Raw genomic sequence first — 16,449 nt, 5'->3', positions numbered from 1 at the left:
AAATATATAATCGCTTTCATTCTGCGTGCAGTCGGCCTGGAGGAGCGATGATCCGTACCCTGATAGTCGAAGAAAGCGGTGTCGCGCGGCTCGGCATGCGCTCGCTGCTCGCGCGGCACCCGCAGGCCCTCGAGATCGATGAAGCCGCCAGCCGCATGGAATTGATCACCAGGCTGTGCGCCCGCTACTACGAGCTCATCATCCTCGAACCGAAGATGGCGGGCGGCAGCGGCACCAGCCTCGTCAGGCAGCTGCGCGAACTGTCCCCATGGTCGGATATCCTGGTGTTCACCGCCCTCGACGAGCTGACCTTCGGCGTCGGCGCGATGCGCAAGGGCGTCAAGGGCTACCTCATGAAAAGCGCCAGCCCCGACGAATTCCGCACCGCGGTCAGGCGCGTCGCCGGCGGCCAGGTCTACCTGAGCACGGCGCTGGCGGCCGAATTCGCGACCGGCCTGCGCAAATACGATATCCGCAACAAGCCGCACGACACGTTCAGCAAGCGCGAATTCCAGGTCTTTGCGATGGCGGTATGCGGGATGACGGCCATCGAGAGCGCCCACCTGCTGCAGATGAGCACGGAAACCATCGGCGCCTTCAAGCGCAGCGTGATGGACAAGCTGCAGGCGGCCACGCTGCACGACATGGTCCGGTATGCGGACAGCGAACGCCTGGTCGAGGATTGCCGCTCGACCTGCAGCGCCCTGTGGTCGGCGCGCTTCGGCCAGGCTTACCTGGAAAGGCCGGCCAGCCGTACCTCGATCTTTGCGTAGTCCTCATCGAAGCGCCGGGCGGCGACCCAGTCCGGCAGCTCGGCGGCCATGATGGGTTTCGCGATGCGATAGCCCTGGGCCACGTCGCAGCCGTGGGCGCGCAGCCAGTCCAGCTCCTCCGCCGTTTCGACCCCCTCGGCCACCACCGACAGGCCGAGCGCGTGGCTCAGCATGATGGTGGACTGGACGATCGCGGCATTGCGCGTCGAGCTGCCGATCGCGGTGACGAAGCTGCGGTCCAGCTTCAGTTCGTTCACCGGCAGGCTTTTCAGGTAGGCCAGCGAGGCCTGGCCGACGCCATAGTCGTCGATCGACAGCTTCACCCCGAGCGCCGCCAGCGCGTTCAGGTGCGCCAGCGCCAGCGCCGGCTCGTCCATCAGGGCGCTCTCGGTGATCTCCAGGCACAGGCGGCCGGCCGGCACGCCATGGAATTCGAGCAGGGCCTTGACGCGCCTGGGCAGTTCCGGATCGAGCAGGTCGAGGGTCGACAGGTTGGCCGAGACGGCGATGTCCAGGCCGGCCGTATGCCATTGCGCCAGCTGGCGGATCGCGGCGTCCAGCACCCAGGGCGTGATTTCGCGGATGAAGCCGGTCTGTTCGGCGAAGGGAATGAAGCTGCCCGGCGGGACCATGCCCGCGCTCCCCGGACGGCGCCAGCGCAGCAGCGCTTCGGCGGCGGTGATGCGTCCGCTTTTCAGGTCCAGCTTGGGCTGGTAGGCCAGCAGGAATTCGCCGTTCGCCATCGCGGCGCGCATGTCGCCGATCAGGGACAGCTGCTCCGGCGCCGGCTCCGCGCCCGCCTCGTGGGCGAAGGCCAGGCCGGAACGGCGCCGCTTGGCCGCCGCCAGCGCCAGTTCGGCGCGCCGCAGCAGGGTGCCGGCGTCGAGCCCGTCCTGCGGATACAGGGCGATGCCGATGCTGCCGCCGATGTCGAGGCGCTGGCCGTCCAGCGTGATCGGGTCGCGCAGCTGGGCCAGCACCGCATCGGCGAAGGCGCGCGCGCAATCCTCGCCGTCGATCTCGAGCAGGAAGGCAAAGCGGGCGCCCCACAGGCGCGCCACCATCAGCGGCGCCCGCTCCAGGCGCGACAGGCGCGCGCCGACTTCGCGCAGCAGGCGGTCGCCGACCTGGTAGCCGAGCGCATTGTTGATCATGGCGAAGCGGTCGATGTTCAGCACCGCCACCGCGCGCGCGCCGGCGGCCGGCTGGCCGGCGAAGGTCTCGAGGAAGCGGGTGCGGTTCGGTAGGTCGGTCAGGCCATCCACGTAGGCCAGCCGCACGATGCGTTCCTCGCGGCTGGCGATGCCGTCGCGCATATGGGCGAAGCTGGTGGCGAGCTGGCCGATCTCGTCCTGCGGCAGGGACGGCAAGGCCTGGCCGTAGTCGCCCTGGGCGATGCGGTGCGCCGCCTTCGACAGCTGCTCGAGCGGCCGGACGATGCGCCGCGCCAGCGTCACGCTGCCGAGTGCGAACAGCAGCACGGCGACGGCGATCACCACCAGCAGGCGTAGCTGCAGATTGTTGAACGGCGCTTCCACCAGCGCCACCGGCAGCTGCAGCACGGCCTGCATGGCGCCGTCCAGCGGCAGGCGCATGGTGCGGTAAGCCTCGCCCCGCACGTCCTGCAGCGCCTGTTCGCCGGCCGCCGGCAGGCTGGCAAGCAGCAGCGCGCCGCGGCGCTGGGCGTCGAATGACGAGGCCAGCAGCACCGGGCCGCGCGCGCCGAAACGCACCACGTGCACGGCCAGGCCGGTGATCTCGGCCATGTCGCGCGCCCAGCCGTCGTCGACCTGGAAGGCCATCGCCACCCAGGCGATGCGGCGCGGCGCCATGATCGGCACCAGCACCACCTGGTAGAGCTGGCCGTTGCGCATCTGGCGGAAGCCCGCGCTGCGCCCGTTCGTTTCGGCGTCGAGCAGCAGGTCGGGGAAGGGAAAGGCGTCCCCTGGCGCGGTCTGGCGCTGGGAGCTGGCGATCAGGGCGCCGTCGATCCCGGCCACCATCATGACCTGGGCGTGGATGCGCTGGCCGTGGTTGCGGATCACCGAGCGCATGGTGGGCTGGTCCTGGGTCGCGATCGCCTCGCGGAAGGCGAAGTCGGCGGACAGCACGCCGGCCGCCGTCTCGAGCTGGCGCTGGTTCTGTTCGAGCAGGCGCTGGAAAACCTTGGCGCCGACCGCCAGTTCGTTGCGGCCTTCGCTGCCGACGATGCGCGCGCTGCCGTCGTGCACCAGGGCCAGCACCAGGGCCATGACCAGCACCAGCAGGCCCACGAACACGAGGACGATGCGACGCTGGAGCGAAGTCAAAACCATGGCAAAAGCTTCCCTTGTTCTAATAACGGTCCTGGTCGACCTCGGTATGCGGCCTGGGCTCGCGCTTCCTCGCGTCCAGCACCAGGTTCAGCTTCGCCGCGCCCGCGCCGTTCGCGCCGAGCTCGATCTCGCTGGCGGCGGCGCGCGCCTTCTGCAGCGGATGCCAGAGCTGCAGCCGGTAGCGGCCGGCCGGCAGGTTGGCGATGCGGACCTGGCCATCCGGGCCGGTCTTGCCGAAATACGGGGTCTCCACCACCAGCACATACGCTTCCATCCAGTCGTGGATATTGCAGCCGATGACAACCTCGCCCGGCTTGTCGAAGGTGATCGGCTGCCCCGGCTTGCCGGCGTACAGCTTGATCTCGAAGCGCTTGGGCTGGGAGAAGGAGTAGACGTGGTGGCGCACCGTGTCCTTGTTCGGGAAGTCGACCGCGGTGCCGGTCTGCACCACCGTCACATAGGGCGCGAACTCGGTGCCGCGCTGCTCGATGACGGCGTTGGGATGGCTCTTCGCCGCCGGCGCGGGCGCAAGCGGCTCCAGCACCACGGCGGCGTCGGCCAGCGGCTGGCCGGCCGGGGTCCGGACCAGCGCTTCCAGGGTGGCGGCGCCGGCCGCGTTCACGAGCATCGGCAGCGCCAGCACGACCAGCCAGGGGGAGCGCATCGACATCGGAAACCTTACTGGTCGAGCTGCAGGGCAGGGGCGATCTGCCAGACTTCGGTGGTGAGGTCGCCGTCGCGGTAGGTCAGCGCATGCCAGACCTTGACCGGGACCTGGCCGCCGTAGTCGGCGCGCTGCTGCACCGAGGCGCCTTTCGGATTGGCGAAGGACAGCGCCTTGCCGAAGTTGGCGGGGCGCGGCTTGCCGGCGTTCGCGGCGATGAACTTGGTCCAGACGGCGCGGATCTGTTCCTTGCCGCGGTAGCGGCCGTCGAGCGGCCCGCCGACCCATTCCAGGTAGGCGTCGTCGGCATAGTCCTTCATCAGCGCTTCCAGGTCGCCCGCGGCGACCGCATCCAGGTGGGCGCGCGCCTTGGCGTCGTCGAGCGGTCCGGCGACCGCGTTCGCGACCGGCAGGCAGGCCAGGGCCACCAGGGCCATCGTTGCACAGCTTTGCTTGAGCTTACGGATCTTCATGCCGTCTCCTTGGCGAAATGCAGTTTATATATTTATCGTCGGAAATTAATAATACACGGAAAGAAAATGGCGATCCATGAACAAAAGCCAGCGTTGTTTTCCTGTCCGGTCCCGCTCAGCGCAGCTCGTGCAGGGCCATGCCGGCGAACGCGCCGTCCCAGGCGCCGAAGTCGGCTTCCAGGCCGGGCAGGACGCGCAGGAGCGCCGCCTTGTCGCGATGGAAGGTGGTGGCGCTGCCGTCGATCTCGCGGGTCGACTGCAGGTGGAATGCCTCGATGCCGGGCGTGTTGGCCACCGGTTCGCGCAGCAGCGCCAGCACCTGCTGGCCCTTGATCCGCAGGCGCAGCAGGCCGGCCGTGTCGCCGGTCTCGGCGCGCACGTAGCGGCGCTGGGTTTCGGCTGCGACCGGGCCGGCTTCCAGTGCGATGCGCACCTGCTTGCCGTGGCGCGCGCCCCAGTCGAGGAAGGGGATGGCGAATTCGCTCACCTCGGCCGGGTCGGTGCGGTAATCCATCACCACCAGCGCATCGGCCAGCGGCGCCAGGCCATCCAGCAGGGCGGTCTTGCCGTCCCACCAGAACGGCAGTACGAACTCGAGGCGCAGGCTGCCGGCGGCCTGGCGCAGGGTGCGCGCCATCGCCAGGTAGCGGCCGTCCCAGTCGACCTGGCCGGCACCGTATTCCTGCAGCAGGTAGGGTTCGACGTCGAACTGCAGGCCGGCCAGGCGGGCGCCTGGCTCGGCCGCGGCATTGTAGGCGACGTAGGCGCGGACCAGGCGCGACAGCGCGGGGAGGCTCTCGGGCAGCACCATGTGCGGGTCGCCGTCCACGCTCAGCACGCGGATGCCGCGCGCGCCGGCGCTGCGCACAAAAGCCGCCAGGCGCGCCGGTTCCTGCACCGCCTCGTTCTTGAAGGGCACGGTGATGAAGAGTTCGCGCACGCCGTGCGCCGCGGCCCAGTCCAGCAGGCCGGCGCCGTGCTCGCGCCAGTCGGCCGCCTTCCATACCCAGGTCGCGCGCGCGGGCGGGCGCAGCGCGGGCGCCGGATCGGGTTCGAGGACCAGGCGCTGCAGCGTGATGCCGGCCGCCTGCGCCGGGCATTGCAGGACGAAGTTGCGCCAGCCGGGGCGGTCCAGGGCCTCGGGCAGCGTGAGGCGCAGCGGCTCGGCGTCGGCCGCCGCCTGCGCCGCCGGGCGGGCAGATGCGCGGGCCGGAAGCGCGCCCAGCGCCAGCGGGCTTTCGCGCGCGGCGCGCGCGGCGTCGGACGCCGCCAGCGAGAAGCCGGCGTCGCCCGCATACGCGGCCGCCAGGCGCAGGCGCGCGCGCGGCAGGAACCATGGGCCGCTGAGCAGCACGCCGGCCGGACGGGCGCCGGCATCGCACTCCACCGTCAGCCGGCCTTTGTCGAGGCTGACCCGGACCCGCTCCTCGACGCCATAGGCGCGCGCCTGCATGTGAGGCAGCAGGTTGGCGCGCAATGGCATCGGGCCGGGTTTCGGCGTGCCCGGGCGGGAAGAAGGCAGCAGGTGCTCGCTGACGGCGAAACGGCCGTCGCGCACGCGGCCGTGCAGCAGGACGGTGCGTTCGATCTCTTCCTGCGGCGCCAGCGGGAACAGGGTTTCGATCCTGGCGCCGGGCGGCAGGGCGATGCCGGTGCAGCCGGCGCGTTCGGGCTGTTCGTCGACGAGCCAGCGCAGGCGGGCGCCGTCCTCGGCGATCGTGTCGGCGAACGGCGGCCGGGACGGCGCCCCGGCCTGCGGGCACAGGTGCAGCCAGGCAGCGTGGGCGGGAGCGCTCATCACGAAGACGGAGAGAAGCAGGAGCGGGCGCAGGCGCGGCATGTTCAGGGCTGGTCCGCGAAGCTGCCCTTGCGCGTCATCGCCCCCCAGCTGGCTTCCTTCTGCATCGCCCAGCGGAACAGGCCGACCAGGCGCCACCAGGTGTTCAGCTGGCGGTAGCCGAGGTTCTCGAGCAGCACTACCAGGCCGAGCGCCAGCAGCTGCTTGCCGCGCGGGTAGATGTGGAAGGACATCTCTTCCAGCAGCAGGCCGGAGGCGGACAGCAGGATGCCCAGTCCGATCGCCACGAACATGAAGGTCGAGAAGGCCTGCCAGGAGATCTCGCCGGTGAGGAAAGACACGATCATGAACAGGTAGCCCCCCATCTCCACCACGGGACCAAGCCATTCGAACAGCAGCATGAACGGGAAGGCCAGCCAGCCCGGCACGCCGCCGTTCCGCGAGAACATCAGGCCCCAGTTGGCGGTCAGGCTCTCGGCCAGGCCGCGCTGCCAGCGGATGCGCTGGTTCTTCAGGGTCTTGAAGTCTTCCGGCGCCTCGGTCCAGCAGACCGGATCGGGCACGAATTCGATGCGGTAGGGCTGGCGCCGCGCGCGCAGCAGGCGGTGCAGGCGCACGATCAGTTCCATGTCCTCGCCGATGGTGTCGGCGCGGTAGCCGCCGACGCTGACCACGGCATCCTTGCGGAACACGCCGAAAGCGCCGGAGATGATCAGCATGCCGTTCACGGCCGACCAGCCGAGGCGCCCGAACAGGAAGGCGCGCAGGTACTCGACCACCTGGAACAGGGCCCAGGGGTTGCGCGGCAGGCCGACCCTGGTCAGGAAGCCGCCGGCGACCTCGCAGCCGTTGGCGATGCGGATGGTGCCGCCGGTGGCGACCACGGTCGGGTCGCGCAGGAAGGGCTGGGTCACGCGCTCCAGGCTGTCGCGCTGCAGGATCGAATCGGCGTCGACGCCGCAGAACAGCGGGTAGCGCGCGGCGTTGATGCCGGCGTTCAGCGAGTCGGCCTTGCCGCCGTTGACCTTGTCGAGCACGCGCAGGTTCGGAAAGCGCGTCGAGCGGTAGATCGCGCGGATCTCCTTTGTCGGGATCTGGCGGCGGTAGGCTTCCGGGAAGGGCAGCAGGCCGAACTCGCGCTTCAGCACCTCCAGCGTGGCGTCCTTGGAGCCGTCGTTGACGACCACGACCTCGTATTCCGAATAGGTCAGCTGCAGCATCGAGCGCACCGAGGCGGCGATGGTCGCTTCCTCGTTATAGGCCGGCACCAGGATGCTGACCGGCGGCTCCAGGCCGGAATACGCGCGCGGCAGGTCGTCCAGCATCTCTTCCTGGCCCTTGCGGTGCAGGGTGCGCAGCGACAGCAGGTTCAGGACCAGGTAGCCGCCGTTCAGCAGCACGAAGTAGCCCAGGACGAACCAGGTGACGAACTGGATCAGGTGATGGTGCCAGTTCATGCGGCCTCCGCCTTGTTCTCGGCGCTGGCCGCATCCTGCTCGGCCATGACCTGGGCCAGCATGTCGGCGGCGAAGCGGTCTTCGATCGAGGCGCGCAGGGCGTCCAGGTCGGCGCGCGCCAGCCAGGGCAGTTCGACCAGGGCCTGGGCCGCGCGGTAGCGTACCCACCATTCGCGGTCGGCCAGCAAGGCCACCAGGCGCTGCGTGTCGGCGCGCTCGCCGATCCGTCCGAGGGCCTTGGCGGCCTGCACCCGCACTTGCCAGTCTTCATGCAGCAGCAGGGTGCGCACCGCTTCCTGCAGCAGCGGCGTGTTCACGATGCGCAGGGCGGCGATCGTCACCGGGACCGACTCGCCCGCCAGCGCGGCGGCCAGGGCATCGGCCGGCAGGTCGACCCGCAGGGCTTCGGCAATGCGCAGGGCGCGCGGCAGGCGCTGGGCGTCCAGGCGCGGCAGCATCCCCGCCAGTACCGCGGCCACCGGCGTGCCGGCCTGCTGCAGGATGCCGGCCACGTGCGACATGGCCCAGTCCTCGCGTTCGATGAACAGCGGCGTCAGATACTCGGCGGCCGCCTGCGGATCGATCCGCACCAGGGCCCACAGCGCCGTCAGCGACAGGGTCGGGTCATCCAGGCCCGCCAGGCGCAGCAGCTGGGGCCAGGCCTGGCGGTCGCCGAGGTGGCCCAGCATCAGCGCGGCCAGCAGGCGCTCGGTGCGTGCGCGCCGGCCCAGCATGGCGCGCGCTTCGGTATCCAGGCCGAGGCGGCAGGCGATCCGGTTCAGGGCGGCGCCGGCTTCCCCGCGCAACGAGGATTGCAGGTGCACCCACAGCTTGATGAAGTGCAGGCGTTCCGAGGACAGCAGCCTGGGGAGCTGTTCCGGGCTCTCGCCGACGATGGCCGCGTTCAGCACCGGGCGCCAGCGCGCAAGGGTGCGCGCCTGCCGGCGTTCGCGGGCGCGCAGGCCGATGCGCAGGCGCACGATCTGCAGGCCGAGCAGGAGGGTCAGCAGCAGGGCGGCGATGCCGGTCCAGAAGGCCGCCGCCAGGATCGGGTCGCCCTTGTCGATCATGCGGCCGCTTTGAGGAAGCGGCGCAGGCGCGCCAGCAGTTCCTGCGGCTGGAATGGCTTGATGATGAAGTCGTCGGCGCCGGCGTCGAGCGCGCGCACGGTGTCGCGCTCGGTATTCTTGGCGGTGAGCATGATGACCGGGGTATCCTGCCAGCCTTCGCGGGCGCGGATCCGGCCCACGATCTCGAACCCGTCCACGTAGGGCAGCATCACGTCGAGCAGCACCAGGTCCGGCGCCGGATTCGCGGCGACATGCTCGACGGCGGCGCGGCCGTCGGCGACGTGGACGACCCGGTAGCCCTGGCGTTCGAGCATGAAGGTCAGGACGTGGGCAATGTGGACGTCATCCTCGACGACGAGGACGCTAGCTTGTTCGCTCATGGTGGGCCGCAGATAGTTGCTTTGAGGCTCCATTTTAACCCGCGCTTGCCGCCCCGCGACGCCGGCGCGGGGCGCTTTCGCATGCGCTGTGACTGCCGGCCCACACTTTCGGGGCGAAGCATTGGCAGACTGATCACTTCGGTATCAGCCCGCCAAGCCTGGGACCGGCGCTTAGTGGGGCAGGTCGAACAGCAGCAGCTCGGCCGCTTCGGCGCCGTCGATGCGCACCGTGTCCTCGGCGCCGATCTTCACGGCGTCACCGCCTTTCAATGCCACGCCGTTGACGCTGACCTGGCCGCGGATCACATGCACATAGCCGAGCCGTCCGGCGCCCAGGGCGTGCTCGACCCGGTCGTCGCCGTTCAGGATGGCGGCGTACAGCGAGGCGTCCTGGTGGATCAGCACCGAGCCCTCGCGGCCATCGCCGGAGGCGATCAGGCGCAGCTTGCCCTGTTTTTCCTCGGCCGCGAAGTGCTTCTCCTCGTAGCTCGGAGGAATGCCCTGCGCATTCGGCTGGATCCAGATCTGCAGGAAGTGCACCGGTTCCGTCTTCGAGCCGTTGAACTCGCTGTGCCGCACGCCGCTGCCGGCGCTCATGCGCTGCACGTCGCCGTAGTGCAGGACCGAGCCGGTGCCCATGCTGTCCTTGTGCTCCAGCGCACCGTCCAGCACGTAGGAAATGATCTCCATGTCGCGGTGGCCGTGGGTGCCGAAGCCGGCGCCGGGCGCCACGCGGTCTTCGTTGATCACCCGCAGCGGGCCGAAGCCGACGTGGCGCGGATCGTAATAGTCGGCGAAGGAAAAGCTGTGCTGCGAATTCAGCCAGCCGTGGTTGGCGTGGCCGCGGTCTTCACTTTTGCGCATTTCGATCATGATTGGCTCCTTTTGGTATCAATAATGTGCGATGGTTTTGAATTTCGCCGTCGCCGTTGTTTTGTCTCGATGTGTGAAGTATAGGCCGGTCAGGGAGCGTGAAAAAGCGAATTGTTTGCGGTCCTATCATCGAAGAAATCGAATAACAAATATTTGTCCCAATGGATATTTTCTCGGACAATGGCCCGTTGAATAGACTCAGCCTTGCCGCTTCCTTGTCATGAATGCACCCCAGCCAGTCGAACAGCGCCCTTCGCTGCGCGCCGCCATCGCCCACCGCTTCAGCCTGAACGACGATCGCGCCGACGACGCCGAAATCGACCGCAGCCTGCGCGCCGGCGTCGAGCTGAGGGGGGCGACGCCATGGATCCTGATGTTCGCCATCCTGATCGCCTCGGTCGGCCTGAACACCAACTCGAATGCGGTGATCATCGGCGCGATGCTGGTATCGCCGCTGATGGGGCCGATCGTCGGCATGGGCTACGGCATCGGGATCTACGACTTTCCGCTGATCCGGCGCTCGCTGGCCAACCTGGCGATCGCGGCCGGCATCTCGCTGGCCACCTCGACCGTGTATTTCCTGATCACGCCCCTTGGCGAGGCCCAGTCGGAGCTGCTGGCGCGCACCACGCCTTCGCTGTGGGACGTGCTGATCGCGCTGGCCGGCGGCCTGGCCGGCATCATCGGCCAGACCCGGCGCGAAAAGTCGAACGTGATCCCCGGCGTGGCCATCGCCACCGCCCTGATGCCGCCGCTGTGCACGGCCGGCTACGGCCTGGCGAACGGCAATTGGCAGGTGTTCGGCGGCGCCTTCTACCTGTTTTCGATCAACTGCGTGTTCATCGCCTTTTCCGCAGTCGTGATCATCGATTTCCTGCGCCTGCCGCACCGCAAATTCATCGACGCGGCCAAGGAAAAGCGGGTCAAGCGCGCCTTGCTGGCGATAGTGCTGCTCACCGGACTGCCGAGCATCTGGCTGGCGGCGCGCCTGGTCGACAACGAGGTGTTTTCCGGCAAGGCGCGCGCCTTCGTGCGCGAGGAATTCCGTGCCGCCAACATCCACGTGATCGAGACCCATATCGACGCCGGCACGCACGGGATCGAGGTGACCCTGATCGGCCCGCGCATGCCGCAGAGCGCCATCGCCGCCATGGAAACGAAAATGGGAAGCGCCGGCCTGCAGGGCGCGCACCTGGTCGTGCACCAGGCCGAGGACAGCAAGGTCGACGTCGGCTCCCTGAAGGCCGACATCCTGGCCGAGATCGTGAAGAACAGCCAGCAGGCCCTGCAGGAGCGCGACGACACCATCGATGCGCTGCGCAAGCAGCTGGCCGAGCAGGCGGCGACGCGCCATGACTGGATCGCCGGCGCCGGCGACATCGCGCGCGAGTTCGCGGCCCAGTTCCCGCACTGCGCCGAGGCGCTGGTGGGACAGGTGGCGCTGGCCGACGGCAAGACGGCGCCGCTGCTCAGCGCCAGCTGCCGTCGCCTGCCGCCGGCGTCCCAGGTCAAGCAGGCGCAGGAATGGTTCAGGATCCGCACCAAGTCCGAGGAGGCGCGTCTGCTGATGGCGCGCGCGGCGCGCTGATTCAGCGGCGCAGCGGGTCCAGCAGGCCGCGCAGGGCGTTGTGATCGAGCTCGTACATCAGCTCGAGCAGCTCGCCCAGCTCGCCGCGCGGGAATCCTTGACGCGCGAACCAGGCGAGGTAGTGGCCGGGCAGTTCGGCGATCTTCTTGCCCTGGTATTTACCGAAGGGCATTTCGCGGACCAGGAGGAGCTGGAGGTGTTCGGGTTTCATGGGGCGCCATTGTAGTAGCATGGCCGCAGAAGGGGGACACCATCATGGACACCGACGACCTGCAACGCTTCGTGGACGCCCAGCGCGACGTCTACGCCACCGCGCTCGCCGAGCTGCGCGCGGGCCACAAGCGCACCCACTGGATGTGGTTCATCTTTCCACAGATCGCGGGCCTGGGGCAGAGCGAGATGGCGCGCCGCTACGCGATCCGCGACGGCGACGAGGCCGCCGGCTACCTCGCCCACCCGGTGCTGGGGCCGCGCCTGCGCGAGTGCGCCTCGGCGGTCGCCATGCACGCAGACCGCGACATCGGCGAGATCTTCGGCTACCCGGACGACCTGAAATTCCACTCCTGCATGACCCTGTTCGCCGACATCGCGCCGGACGAGGCCATCTTCCAGGCCTGTCTCGACCGCTTCTTCGACGGCATCCCCGATGCCGCCACCATCGAGCGCCTGTCATGAACGCCTTGCCGGCATTCCTGCGCGCCTTCGAACAGCTGGTCGCCAGCGGCGCCGACGAGAGCGCCATCTTCCGCGCCGGCCGCCCGCTGCTGGCCGCCCTGATCGCCGATGACGACTGGCTGCCGGCGGCGCTGGCCCAGCCCGATCCGGACAGCTACCGCATCCACCTGCTGCACCTCGACCCGGCGCGGCGCTTCTCGGTGTCGGCCATGGTCTGGGGGCCGGGGCAGGGCACGCCCATCCACGACCACACGGTCTGGGGCATGGTCGGCATGCTGCGCGGACGGGAGCGCTGCGAGGAGTTCGGCATGCCGCTCGAGCCCGGCAAGCCGCTGGTGGCGGGGGCCGTGCACGACTTGCTGCCCGGTGATATCGATCTCGTTTCACCCACGATCGGTGATATCCACCGCGTATCGAACGCGCGCGCGGATGGCGCCTCGGTCAGCATCCACGTGTACGGCGGCGACCTTGCCGGGCTGGTCCGCTCGCGCTACGACGAGGCCGGGCGGGCCACGCCTTTCGTGAGCCCGTACGCGTCCTGCCTGCTGCCCGAGCGCGCGTGCTGAGGTGGAATCCGTGTTGTTGCGTATAATCCGCCGGATAGCTTGTCCACCAACACATTCTCAATAACAAACATGGCTTCATCTTCAGAAAACATCAGCATGGCGGTGTTCTGCGACTTCGAGAACGTCGCGCTCGGCGTGCGCGATGCGAATTACGAGAAATTCGACATCAAGCCCGTCCTCGAACGCCTGCTGCTCAAGGGCAGCATCGTGGTCAAGAAAGCCTATTGCGATTGGGACCGCTACAAGGGCTTCAAGGCGACCATGCATGAAGCGAACTTCGAGCTGATCGAAATCCCGCACGTGCGCCAGTCGGGCAAGAACTCGGCCGACATCCGCATGGTGGTGGACGCGCTCGACCTGTGCTACACCAAGGCCCACGTCGATACCTTCGTGATCATCTCCGGCGATTCCGATTTCTCGCCGCTGGTGTCCAAGCTGCGCGAGAACGCCAAGAAGGTGATCGGCGTCGGGGTCAAGAATTCGACTTCGGACCTGCTGGTCGCCAACTGCGACGAATTCATCTTCTACGACGACCTGGTGCGCGAAGTGCGCCGCGCCGCCGCCAAGCGCGACGAGCGCAAGAGCCAGCCGCAGCAGCAGGGCCGCCGTCCTTCCGACGAGAGCAACCGCAAGAAGGAAGAGATGGAAGCGCGCAAGCTGCAGGCGCTGGAGATGGTGGTCGAGACCTTCGACGCCCTGGTCTCCGAGCGCGGCGACACCGGCAAGATCTGGGCCTCGCTGCTGAAGGACACCCTGAAGCGGCGCCGTCCGGATTTCTCCGAAACCTATTATGGCTTCCGCACCTTCGGCAACCTGCTGGAAGACGCGCAGACCCGCGGCCTGTTCGAATTCGGCCGCGACGAGAAGTCGGGCACCTATGTCTACCGCAGCGGCAACGGCCAGGCCAACGAGGCGCTCGGCGCCGTGGCCGAGACCGAGCAGATGCAGGCAGTCCCGGCGATGCCGGAAGCCGGTGTGCCGGACCGCGGCGACGAACTGGCGGCGGAAACGCAGGGCGAGCAGCCGAGCGAGATGCCGCGCTCCGGCGATCAGGCGGCAGCCCCGGCGCGCGAATCGCGCCGCCGCGGCGGCCGTGGCCGCAAGGGCCGCAACGAGGGCGCCGAGCAGGCCGCCGCCCCGGTGGACACGCCGGCAGCGCAGGAAGAGGCGCCGGAAGACCTCGGCATCGCCACCTGGCCGGCGCCGACCCCGGACCTGGTCGAAGAAGCGATCGACGCCGCCCCGGCAGCCGCGCCCGAAGCCGACACTGAAGCCGAAGCTGTCGCGGAAGCGCCGGCCGCCCCGGTGAAGGAACGCCGCCGCACGCCGCGCAAGCCGGCCGCTCGCAAGGGCACCGCAGCGCGCGCCGCGGCAAGCGCCGAGGCCACGCCCGAAGCCGGCGCCGAGAATGCGGCCATCGCTGCCGATGCCGTTGCTGCGGTCGATGCCGGGGCGCCGGTTCCGGTGCCGGCCGTGTCCGATGTGGACGCTGCCGACAGCGACGCCGTGACCGACGCCGACCCGTCCGATCCGGCGCCGGCCGACGGCCAGGGCGACGCGCAGGGCGACAAGCAGCGCAAGAAATCGACCCGCCCGGCCCACAAGGCGCCGTCGCGCAAGCCGGCCGCCCGCGCGCGCCGCCCGGCCAAGCCGAAGACGCCGGAAGGGGCCTGAGCCGGGACGCGCGCGCGCGGCCAGGCCTGGGTGTGCCATAATGACAAGGCACCCCGGGCTTGCCCGTTTGCGTAAAGGACCGACATCATGCGACCGCTTACCGGACTGCTCCTTCTCGCCGCCGCGCTGGCCGGTACGTGTACTGCGCCGTTCGCGGCCGCCGCTGCCCCGGCGCGCGCAAGCGCACCGTCGGCCTCCCATCCGCTGCTCGGGATCTGGGTCCTGAGTATTCCCCAGCTCAACTGCTCCGAGACCTACCACTTCCGCGGCGACGGCACCACCCTTGTCAAGAGCGCGCAAGAGGTGTCGGAAAGCGAATTCACGGTGGCCGAAAAGCCCAGCGCCAAGGGCTTCTACAAGCTCGAAGACCGCATCGTCAAGGACAACGGCAAGCAGGACTGCTCGGGCGAGGTGATGCAGGTCGGCACCCGCGCCACCAACTACCTGCGCTTCCACCCCTCCGGCGCACGCTTCGTGATGTGCCAGGACGAGTCGATGGAGGCCTGCATCGGGCCCTTCGAGAGGGTGCCGGCGCAGGGGATCTGAGTTTCTCCGGCAATGGCTCTCCGCCCAGCTTCCGTGTATATTGCTCGGCGCTTAGTCAATCGTTATCGGATCCCTGATGTCCCCGGCACTCCTTTTCTGCATCCTCATCGCTTATTTCGCACTGCTGCTCGGCGTCGCCTGGGCAACTTCGCGCAACGCCAACAACGACAGCTTCTTCATCGGTAACAAGAACAGCAACTGGATGCTGGTCGCCTTCGGCATGGTCGGCACCACGCTGTCCGGCGCCACCTTCATCAGCGTGCCGGGCGCGGTCGGCATCGACGGTTTCGGCTACGGCCAGGTGCTGATCGGCTACGTGTTCGGCTATATCGCCGTGGTCTACCTGCTGCTGCCGCTGTATTACCGCCTGAAGCTGACTTCGATCTATACCTACCTCGACGGCCGTCTCGGACGCCGCGCCTACCAGAGCGGGGCCGGCTTCTTCATCCTCTCGCGCCTGTTCGGCGCCACCGCGCGCCTGTACCTGGTGGTGGCGGTGCTGCAGAACATCATCCTCGACAGCCTGGGCGTGCCGTTCTGGCTGACCACCTTCGTCGTGCTCGGCATGATCCTGCTCTACACCTACCAGGGCGGCGTGAAGACCATCGTCTGGACCGACACCCTGCAGACCACCTGCATGCTGGGCGGCCTGTTCGCCTGCGTCTGGTTCATGCTGGGCCAGCTCGACCTGAGCATCCCGCAGGCGCTGCAGCAGATGCACGAGCGCGGCCTGTCGCGCGTGTTCACCTTCGATCCGGACAGCCCCGGCTTCTGGCTGAAGCAGATCGTGGCCGGCGCCTTCATCGTCGTGACCATGACCGGCATGGACCAGGAGATGATGCAGAAGACCATCTCCGTGAAGACCGTGGGCGACTCCCAGAAAAACCTGCTGAGCCTGACCGCGGTGCTGGTGGTGGTGCTGTCGAGCTTCCTGTTCCTGGGCGGCCTGCTGTACCTGTACGCGCCGATCGCCGGCGTGTCCGCCACCGGCGACAGGATCTTCCCGGCCGTGGTCATGGGCCACCTGCCGGCGGCGGTCCAGATCGTCTTCCTGATCGCCCTGATCTCGGCCCTGTTCCCCAGCGCCGACGGCGCCATCACCGCGCTCACCTCGACCTTCTGCATCGACATCCTCGGCATCCAGCGCCGCGACGACCTGTCCGAAGAAGCCAGGTCGCGCCTGCGCCGCCACGTCCACCTCGGCTTCGCGCTGCTGTTCCTGCTGATGGTGCTGTTCTTCAAATGGGTCGACAATCCGAGCATGATCGGCGTGATCCTGAAGCTGGCCGGCTATACCTACGGACCGCTGCTGGGCCTGTTCGCCTTCGGCATGATGACGAAGCGCACGCTGAACGACAGCCTGGTGCCGGTGGTGACGGTCGGCGCGCCGATCCTGTGCGCGCTGCTCGAGTACAACCAGCATTATTTGCTCGGTCATTACCGCCTCGGCCTGGAGTTGCTTATCGTCAATGGCGCACTCGTGTTTATCGGCTTGCTGGCGATCTCGCGCCGGGCGACGATCAAGCCTGCAATCGTGACGGCTTAACCTATAATCAATTGACTTAATTCGGAGTCTGACCCCGGTTTTAAGAAATAA

16 protein-coding genes are annotated in these 16,449 nt (G+C 68.3%); 7 read left to right on the top strand and 9 right to left on the bottom strand.

Features of this window, described 5'->3' with window-relative positions; genetic code table 11:
- Positions 1–47 precede the first annotated feature (47 nt).
- The gene (locus AM586_RS07055) at positions 48–773 is read left to right on the top strand and encodes a response regulator transcription factor (RefSeq protein ID WP_052234424.1); all 726 of its coding nucleotides are present in this window, start codon (positions 48–50) and stop codon (positions 771–773) included.
- Here AM586_RS07055 and AM586_RS07050 read toward each other — a convergent pair.
- From AM586_RS07050 to AM586_RS07015, 8 genes are all read right to left on the bottom strand, one after another.
- Positions 731–3,088: a bifunctional diguanylate cyclase/phosphodiesterase gene (locus AM586_RS07050; protein WP_047826253.1), complete on the bottom strand. Its 2,358-nt coding sequence runs from the start codon at positions 3,086–3,088 to the stop codon at positions 731–733. The genes AM586_RS07055 and AM586_RS07050 overlap by 43 nt on opposite strands.
- A gap of 19 nt (positions 3,089–3,107) precedes the next feature.
- Entirely contained in the window at positions 3,108–3,758 is a 651-nt protein-coding gene (locus tag AM586_RS07045; protein ID WP_109370443.1) for a methylamine utilization protein, read from the bottom strand.
- 8 nt (positions 3,759–3,766) lie between these two features.
- On the bottom strand, positions 3,767–4,225 hold the full coding sequence (locus AM586_RS07040; RefSeq protein ID WP_229411268.1) for a nuclear transport factor 2 family protein: 459 nt from the start codon (positions 4,223–4,225) through the stop codon (positions 3,767–3,769).
- A gap of 115 nt (positions 4,226–4,340) precedes the next feature.
- Complete coding sequence (locus AM586_RS07035) at positions 4,341–6,065, bottom strand: hypothetical protein (protein ID WP_047826252.1); 1,725 nt, start codon at positions 6,063–6,065, stop codon at positions 4,341–4,343.
- A gap of 2 nt (positions 6,066–6,067) precedes the next feature.
- On the bottom strand, positions 6,068–7,480 hold the full coding sequence (locus AM586_RS07030) for a glycosyltransferase family 2 protein (protein ID WP_047826251.1): 1,413 nt from the start codon (positions 7,478–7,480) through the stop codon (positions 6,068–6,070).
- Complete coding sequence (locus tag AM586_RS07025) at positions 7,477–8,550, bottom strand: HEAT repeat domain-containing protein (protein WP_047826250.1); 1,074 nt, start codon at positions 8,548–8,550, stop codon at positions 7,477–7,479. The genes AM586_RS07030 and AM586_RS07025 overlap by 4 nt, the downstream gene beginning before the upstream one ends.
- The gene (locus tag AM586_RS07020) at positions 8,547–8,930 is read right to left on the bottom strand and encodes a response regulator transcription factor (protein ID WP_047826249.1); all 384 of its coding nucleotides are present in this window, start codon (positions 8,928–8,930) and stop codon (positions 8,547–8,549) included. The genes AM586_RS07025 and AM586_RS07020 overlap by 4 nt, the downstream gene beginning before the upstream one ends.
- A 171-nt stretch (positions 8,931–9,101) precedes the next feature.
- Positions 9,102–9,803 carry a pirin family protein gene (locus tag AM586_RS07015; RefSeq protein WP_047826248.1) on the bottom strand — a complete coding sequence of 234 codons (702 nt, stop codon included), beginning with the start codon at positions 9,801–9,803 and terminating at the stop codon, positions 9,102–9,104.
- A 220-nt stretch (positions 9,804–10,023) separates the two neighbouring features.
- On the opposite strand from AM586_RS07015, the gene AM586_RS07010 reads away from it, so the two are divergent.
- Complete coding sequence (locus AM586_RS07010) at positions 10,024–11,391, top strand: DUF389 domain-containing protein (RefSeq protein WP_047826247.1); 1,368 nt, start codon at positions 10,024–10,026, stop codon at positions 11,389–11,391.
- A gap of 1 nt (position 11,392) precedes the next feature.
- Here AM586_RS07010 and AM586_RS07005 read toward each other — a convergent pair whose 3' ends face one another.
- On the bottom strand, positions 11,393–11,602 hold the full coding sequence (locus AM586_RS07005; RefSeq protein ID WP_047826246.1) for a DUF3820 family protein: 210 nt from the start codon (positions 11,600–11,602) through the stop codon (positions 11,393–11,395).
- A 44-nt stretch (positions 11,603–11,646) separates the two neighbouring features.
- Between AM586_RS07005 and AM586_RS07000 the strand changes: the two genes are divergently transcribed.
- The 5 genes from AM586_RS07000 (at position 11,647) to AM586_RS06980 (ending at position 16,398) form a co-directional block, all read left to right on the top strand.
- Entirely contained in the window at positions 11,647–12,066 is a 420-nt protein-coding gene (locus AM586_RS07000) for a DUF1810 domain-containing protein (RefSeq protein ID WP_047826245.1), read from the top strand.
- Positions 12,063–12,632 carry a cysteine dioxygenase gene (locus AM586_RS06995; RefSeq protein ID WP_047826244.1) on the top strand — a complete coding sequence of 190 codons (570 nt, stop codon included), beginning with the start codon at positions 12,063–12,065 and terminating at the stop codon, positions 12,630–12,632. The genes AM586_RS07000 and AM586_RS06995 overlap by 4 nt, the downstream gene beginning before the upstream one ends.
- A 69-nt stretch (positions 12,633–12,701) precedes the next feature.
- Positions 12,702–14,306 (top strand): NYN domain-containing protein, encoded by a 1,605-nt coding sequence (locus AM586_RS06990; protein ID WP_047826243.1) that lies wholly within the window; start codon positions 12,702–12,704, stop codon positions 14,304–14,306.
- A gap of 87 nt (positions 14,307–14,393) precedes the next feature.
- A complete protein-coding gene (locus AM586_RS06985) occupies positions 14,394–14,852 on the top strand; it encodes a hypothetical protein (protein WP_052234423.1) in 459 nt (152 codons plus the stop codon).
- A gap of 76 nt (positions 14,853–14,928) precedes the next feature.
- Positions 14,929–16,398: a sodium:solute symporter gene (locus AM586_RS06980; protein ID WP_047826242.1), complete on the top strand. Its 1,470-nt coding sequence runs from the start codon at positions 14,929–14,931 to the stop codon at positions 16,396–16,398.
- The last annotated feature ends 51 nt before the right edge of the window (positions 16,399–16,449 follow it).

The sequence above is a fragment of the Massilia sp. WG5 genome (assembly GCF_001412595.2).
Lineage (GTDB): Bacteria > Pseudomonadota > Gammaproteobacteria > Burkholderiales > Burkholderiaceae_D > Telluria.
Note: the sequence above shows the minus strand (reverse complement) of the source record. Positions and strands in the feature narration are given on the sequence as shown.